A 6,376-nucleotide genomic window follows, 5' to 3' on the forward strand; every position below is an offset into this window, starting at 1 on the left:
ATGAAAGTTTCTTTGATCGTGACTTTTTTGATTTGGTTTAGATAAAACGTAAGTTGCTACTGGCGTTCGAGTTGACTATCCCTATAATGTAGGTCAGCAATAATTCATTTTTAATTTGAGTGTACTGATAGGAGTTTTAGCTATGGCTGTAACTAAACTGGTTTTAGTAAGACACGGTGAAAGTGAGTGGAACAAAGAGAACCGCTTCACCGGTTGGACTGATGTAGAACTGTCTGATAAAGGCCGCGAAGAAGCAAAAATTGCAGGCCAACTGCTAAAAGACGAAGGTTTTGTTTTTGATTTTGCTTACACTTCCGTTCTGAAACGCGCTATCCATACTTTATGGAATATCCTTGATCAAGTTGAACAACAATGGTTGCCTGTTGAAAAAAGCTGGAAACTGAATGAACGCCATTACGGTGCACTGCAAGGTTTGGACAAATCAGAAACTGCGGCAAAATACGGTGACGAACAAGTTAAATTATGGCGTCGTGGTTTTGCCATCACCCCTCCTGAATTGACCAAAGATGATGAGCGTTTCCCTGGCCATGACCCTCGCTATGCGAAACTGTCAGAAAAAGAGCTACCTGTCACTGAAAGCTTAGCAACTACGATCGAACGTGTTATCCCTTATTGGGAAGAAGTGATTAAACCTCGCGTTGCTAGCGGTGAAAAAGTCATCATTGCAGCTCACGGTAACTCTTTACGCGCCTTAGTTAAATATTTAGATAACATGGGTGAAGATGAAATTCTCAACCTGAATATCCCAACTGCGGTTCCAATGGTTTATGAATTCGATGAAAACATGAAACCAATCAAACGTTACTATTTAGGTAACCAAGATGAAATCGCAGCTAAACAAGCTGCTGTAGCAAACCAAGGTAAAGCGAAGTAAGCACTTACGGTTATTATCAATATAGGGTTAAGCGAAAGCTTAGCCCTTTTTTGTTATGATTATCTTCCTTTCCCACAAAATTCATTAACTCAAGGTGTAAGAAATCACAATAACCGATTATCATAGGGAAAACAGATTGAAAGGTTGATAAAACAGTAAAATGAATAAATTTAATATGTATGTTTGGGTTGGTCTTGTACTTAGTGCCAGTATATTAGGTTCTCTGTTATATATGATCCAAGGCGGTGAACTCGTCGTTGATGGTTCAAATGGTGCTGCTAATGCCGAACTGATGAAAACCTTAATGATCATTGCTTGTGTCAGTTTTCCAGTACAAATTATTAGTATGATGGTGATGACTTATAAACCTAGGTTATCCATTGTTCTTGCCGTATTAAGTAGCCTCGCATTAATGCCAATCACCATTGTGTTTACCATGGGCATGATTTTCTCTGCGATCCGTTGGCGTTATCACCAGTTAACCCAATTTGATACCTCTTTAAATGTTCAATTTGACCAACGCGTTGAGTTTAACAAACGCAATAACCGTATTTTAGTCATTGCACTTGGTTTAATCAGTGTCACTTTTATTATATTGAGCCAAAGTTTGGGGATGTTCCTCTTTGTTTTCACCATTTTCCTTGGTTACTTTGGCAAAAAAGCGAGTGATGGTGTCTATTTAGCGATTAAAGATTCCTATTTCTATATTCGCCCAAATATTTTTGCCTACTGCTATCGTATTCCATTAAAAGAGGTGAAATATGTTAAAGGCGAGAAAGGTAAAGTACACTTTGATGTTCAGACCGATAATGGAGTACTACAATTAACGGCAACACCAGCGAATGCAACACCGGAAGAGCAAGTTAAGCTGGAAGAATTATTAAATAGAATTCAAAAATAAAATACCATAAAAAAGCCAGTTAACGATGTTCTTTCATCGATATTACTGGCTTTTTATAACTACGTTTTATCGATTACGGCGGGCAATTACTGCATCCGATAATTGACGTAATACTTTTTCAGTATCACTCCAACCAATACACGCATCCGTCACGCTTTTACCGTAAACGAGTGGCTCATCAGATTCGAGGTTTTGGTTACCTTCAATAAGATTACTTTCAATCATAATTCCTGTAATCGAGCGGTCGCCTTGGCTAATTTGCTCGCTAACATCCGTTGCTACTTCCATTTGTTTTTCGAATTTTTTACAGCTATTCGCATGACTAAAATCAATCATGATGCTAGGTACAAGCCCTGCTTTCTCTAGCCCTTCACGGACTTCTTTCACGTGCTTAGCACTGTAATTTGGTTCTTTACCACCACGTAAAATAATATGGCAATCTGGGTTTCCGCTGGTGTTCACTATCGCAGAGTGTCCCCACTTGGTCACTGACAAGAAACAGTGGGCTGAACGCGCAGAGTTAATTGCATCAATGGCAATTTTAATTGTGCCATCTGTACCATTTTTAAAACCAACAGGACAAGATAAACCAGACGCTAGCTCACGGTGAATTTGTGATTCAGTGGTTCGAGCACCGATTGCCCCCCAACTCATCAAATCTGCCACGTATTGTGGGCTGATGACATCTAAGAACTCACCCGCAGTTGGTAAGCCTTGGTTATTGATTGTCAGCAATAATTCACGAGCAATACGTAAACCTTCGTTAATATCAAAGCTACAATCCATTTTAGGATCATTAATTAGCCCTTTCCAGCCTACTGTTGTGCGCGGCTTTTCAAAATACACCCGCATCACGATTTCCAATGAGCCTTTTAATTCCTCACGTAATTTACCCAAGCGCTCAGCATATTCTAAAGCCGCTTTAGTATCATGAATTGAACAAGGGCCAATGACGACCACTAAACGGTCATCTTTACCGGCTAAAATATTGTGGATTGCCAGGCGTGCTTCATGAACGGTAAACGCAGCTTTGTCGGTTGCTGGAAATTTTTCGAGCAGAGCAATTGGTGGTAATAATTCTTTAATTTGTTTTATTCTGACGTCATCGTTCTGATAATTCATACCCGTATATCCAATGTTTATTATTTTTTACTGTAGTTGATTTACATGCCAAATTTATCCACGTTAGTTTCGCTCGAACAAAGCGCAGAGTAGACAGCTGAATCTCTTCGCTGTACCCAAAGGATAAAAGATAATTAGCATCGAAATTTTAATCTAACCGTTCAACAGACATCTGTAAACAGCCAAGCGCACGATAAAACCAGGAGTTTATTAGTCGCCAATTATAAAATGAGGTGAAATGTTGAAATTTAGCACAATAAGTCAGCAAGAATAGCATTTTACAGAGCAAATAATAGCTAAAACAGCTAAATGACGATAATGTCACTTTCGCTGTTTTAGTCGATTTTTTCTCTCTAAGTACGGGAAATAGGCAAAGAACCGTTTTCTTTTGCTGATTTTATCCAAAGTCTAGAGCCATTTAGGGCGATACCTAATAAAATTAAGTATTCTAATGACATGGCATAAACGCCTTGAATAAAGAAAATCACAATACTGATGACGTTAATAATGACCCACAATAACCAGTTTTCAACATACTTACGCGTCATTAAAATCATTGCGACAACAGAAAGAATGGTCATTGCTGAATCCCAGAATGGGAATGCGTCAGGTTCTATCGTAGGCATCGCAAGGTTGGCACCAAATAGGTTTAATAACTCGACAGCCCATCTCGCCAGCACACCAAATACCGTATCAATATTAAATGTCAGATAAATAATAGCGATGACTGAAATAACGAGTGTGATAGCGGCCTTTGGTAAGCTTAACCAACGAATTTTTAGCTCTGCTTGTTGCGAACTGGAGACTCTGCTCCATGCATACCAACCATAGATATTGGCAACGAAGAAAAATATTTGTAGCAATAAGTTTGCATACAGCTGAATTTGAAAAAAAATAACGGCGAAGAGAGAAACATTAATTAGCCCAAACAGGTAATTAATCGTTTTTTCTAAGCTAGCAAGCAAAATACAAAGTAAACCAGCAACCGTCCCCACCGCTTCAATGTAAGACAAATCATAAACTGAACCCCAGAGTGGGATCTGCACTAACGTATTGGCTGTACTAAAGAAATCCATCCCAAAATCCTTTATAAGTGATCGTTAATCTTGTATTGCTCAGTACTTCATTTAAAGGGTATTTTATTATTTTAGACTCTCTGCGAAATCTAGCATCTTATTTAATGGCCGTAATGCTTTTTCTCGTAATATTTCACTAACTTGAATTTGGTGGCCTTGGGCACTCCCTTCTAAAGCTTCAGCAATCGCTTTTAAGCCATTCATTGCCATCCAAGGGCAATGTGCACAAGTTCGACATGTTGCGCCCTCACCCGCTGTCGGAGCGATGTAAAGCGTCTTATCCGGGCAAGCTTGCTGCATTTTGTAAAAAATACCTTTATCCGTCGCCACTATCATCGATGGGTTAGGTAAATTTTGTGCAGCTTTAATTAACTGGCTTGTAGAACCCACCGCATCCGCAAGGTCGACAATCGCTTGTGGTGACTCAGGGTGAACCAATACCGCAGCTTCGGGGTACAACGCTTTCATTTTTTCTAATGATTGGGTTTTAAACTCATCATGAACAATACAAGCCCCTTCCCAACAAAGAATATCAGCACCTGTTTGCTGTTGAACATAACGCCCAAGATGACGGTCAGGTGCCCAAATGATTTTCTCACCCAAGCTGTCAAGGTGCTCGATTAACTCAACAGCAATACTGGATGTCACTACCCAATCAGCCCGCGCTTTTACTGCTGCTGATGTATTCGCATACACCACAACAGTCCTATCAGGGTGCTCATCACAAAAACGAATAAACGCCTCTTCAGGACAGCCTATATCCAGAGAACATTGGGCTTCTAATGTTGGCATTAATACTTGCTTTTCTGGGCTGAGAATTTTTGCGGTTTCGCCCATAAATTTCACTCCAGCAACAACTAAGGTAGATGCTGAATGTTTAGCCCCAAAACGCGCCATTTCCAGAGAGTCTGCAACGCAGCCTCCCGTTTCTTCAGCTAATGCTTGAATTTCAGGGTCGGTATAGTAGTGTGCAACGATTACCGCATTTTTCTCAACCAAAAGCGACTTAATCTTCTGCCGATAAAAAGCGCTTTCATCCGAGCTTAATCGTGCTGGTTTTGCTGGGAATGGATAAACTGACTGGTCAAAATCGATAAACACGCTCATTGGTTGCCTCTGTTTAGCAAAAAGCGATTTTATCACCTTATATAAGTTTAAAACCGCAAGTTTACGCACATTTTGTTTTATATACTAAACAAGATACCCCACTTAGCTTAATAAGTCTCCTTTCTTTTTACCTATCGAATGACCTTTTGAGCTCATATTTCGGCTTTCTTACACTTTTTACGTTTAAACCTTCGCTTTTATATGCCTTTATCGGTATCGTAGCAGCCATTGTTATACTTAATAGGCCAGTTATGGAATCACCTGCATCTTTAATAAATAAAATTATCTCTATTTCATTACTCGATCCAAGAATTGAAGCGGTCATATTGACGGGATCTCGCGCTCGGGAACAAGACGCTGATAGCTATTCAGATATTGATATTGAATTGATTGGCCATGGTACAACTGAAATATTTAAGCAGAAGTCTTGGATTAATCAGTTTGGTGAACCTTTAGTTGCTCTTCATTTGCTAAATCTTGAAGAAGATGCGCCTGATTGGCCAACCTGTTTGGTCATTTTTAAAGAGGGTCGTAAAGTAGATTTTACTTTTGCTGAACCTGAGCGATTATCTAAGATGAAGCAGGAAGGTTTAGATGCCACTTTTTCTCGTGGTTTTGCTGTATTACTCGATAAAACAGGGATCACCGAAAACTTACCTGAAAGTATTAATCAACAAGTACTCACACCACCTCAATTCACTGCGGAGCAATTTACTGAAGTTGTCTCTGACTTTTGGCATGAAGCTCATCAGGTCACGGTAGCTTTAACTCGAGATGAATTATGGGTCGCATGGTCAAGAAGTGCTGATATGAAACAGTATTTTTTGACCATGATAGAGCGTCTAGTCGCCATGCAAAATAATGATGTTTGGTATAAAGGACGTAACTACCATGAATGGATGCCTAAGAAATATATCGAAGCGCTAGAAATTATCTTTAATTGTGGAACCGCACAAAGTGCCGCACTGTCTCTTCAATGCTTAATGCGTTACTTTAATGAGGCCACTACCGAGGTCGCTAGCCTTCAAGGCTTCGATAACATGCAGGCGATGGCAGAGAATATGCAAGAATTACTTATTGGTATTTTGCAGGACAATGGATTACTACCTGAAATATTTTAAGTGATCCATTTAAAATACAGCAAAGGAGTGCTGTGTTTTTAGTTACATACGTATTTTAATTCCCTTCAACCTAACCATGCTTTTTTCATCCGTGCTCTACGCCAATATAGACGTTAGGTTCTTCAGTCCGTTTATTTTTTAGATATTTTAAGAT

6 protein-coding genes are annotated in these 6,376 nt (G+C 39.5%); 3 read left to right on the plus strand and 3 right to left on the minus strand.

What is annotated here, in order from left to right; translation table 11 throughout:
- Nucleotides 1–142 precede the first annotated feature (142 nt).
- Both gpmA and PSF42_RS03045 read left to right on the plus strand, forming a co-directional pair.
- Nucleotides 143–895, plus strand: coding sequence for a 2,3-diphosphoglycerate-dependent phosphoglycerate mutase (gpmA, locus tag PSF42_RS03040; RefSeq protein ID WP_125893426.1), 753 nt, complete (start codon nucleotides 143–145; stop codon nucleotides 893–895).
- Between the two features lie 160 nt (nucleotides 896–1,055).
- A complete protein-coding gene (locus tag PSF42_RS03045; protein WP_272679422.1) occupies nucleotides 1,056–1,796 on the plus strand; it encodes a hypothetical protein in 741 nt (246 codons plus the stop codon).
- 66 nt (nucleotides 1,797–1,862) lie between these two features.
- On the opposite strand, the gene aroG is transcribed toward PSF42_RS03045, so the two are convergent.
- The 3 genes from aroG to nadA all read right to left on the minus strand — a co-directional run bounded on the left by aroG (nucleotide 1,863) and on the right by nadA (nucleotide 5,101).
- Nucleotides 1,863–2,918, minus strand: a complete 1,056-nt coding sequence (gene aroG, locus PSF42_RS03050) for a 3-deoxy-7-phosphoheptulonate synthase AroG (protein ID WP_125893430.1) — start codon at nucleotides 2,916–2,918, stop codon at nucleotides 1,863–1,865.
- Between the two features lie 353 nt (nucleotides 2,919–3,271).
- On the minus strand, nucleotides 3,272–3,994 hold the full coding sequence (gene pnuC, locus PSF42_RS03055) for a nicotinamide riboside transporter PnuC (protein ID WP_125893432.1): 723 nt from the start codon (nucleotides 3,992–3,994) through the stop codon (nucleotides 3,272–3,274).
- A gap of 66 nt (nucleotides 3,995–4,060) precedes the next feature.
- A complete protein-coding gene (gene nadA, locus PSF42_RS03060; RefSeq protein ID WP_125893434.1) occupies nucleotides 4,061–5,101 on the minus strand; it encodes a quinolinate synthase NadA in 1,041 nt (346 codons plus the stop codon).
- Between the two features lie 251 nt (nucleotides 5,102–5,352).
- Here nadA and PSF42_RS03065 point away from each other — a divergent pair, with 251 nt between their 5' ends.
- Nucleotides 5,353–6,222, plus strand: coding sequence for an aminoglycoside 6-adenylyltransferase (locus tag PSF42_RS03065; protein ID WP_272679423.1), 870 nt, complete (start codon nucleotides 5,353–5,355; stop codon nucleotides 6,220–6,222).
- The last annotated feature ends 154 nt before the right edge of the window (nucleotides 6,223–6,376 follow it).

The sequence above is a fragment of the Providencia sp. PROV032 genome (assembly GCF_028484875.1).
GTDB lineage: Bacteria > Pseudomonadota > Gammaproteobacteria > Enterobacterales > Enterobacteriaceae > Providencia > Providencia rettgeri_E.

Coding starts and splice junctions, on each gene's coding strand:
- nadA (WP_125893434.1), bottom strand. CDS start 5,101: ATGAGCGTGTTTATCGATTTTGACCAGTCAGTTTATCCATTCCCAGCA.
- aroG (WP_125893430.1), bottom strand. CDS start 2,918: ATGAATTATCAGAACGATGACGTCAGAATAAAACAAATTAAAGAATTA.
- PSF42_RS03065 (WP_272679423.1), top strand. CDS start 5,353: ATGGAATCACCTGCATCTTTAATAAATAAAATTATCTCTATTTCATTA.
- pnuC (WP_125893432.1), bottom strand. CDS start 3,994: ATGGATTTCTTTAGTACAGCCAATACGTTAGTGCAGATCCCACTCTGG.
- PSF42_RS03045 (WP_272679422.1), top strand. CDS start 1,056: ATGAATAAATTTAATATGTATGTTTGGGTTGGTCTTGTACTTAGTGCC.
- gpmA (WP_125893426.1), top strand. CDS start 143: ATGGCTGTAACTAAACTGGTTTTAGTAAGACACGGTGAAAGTGAGTGG.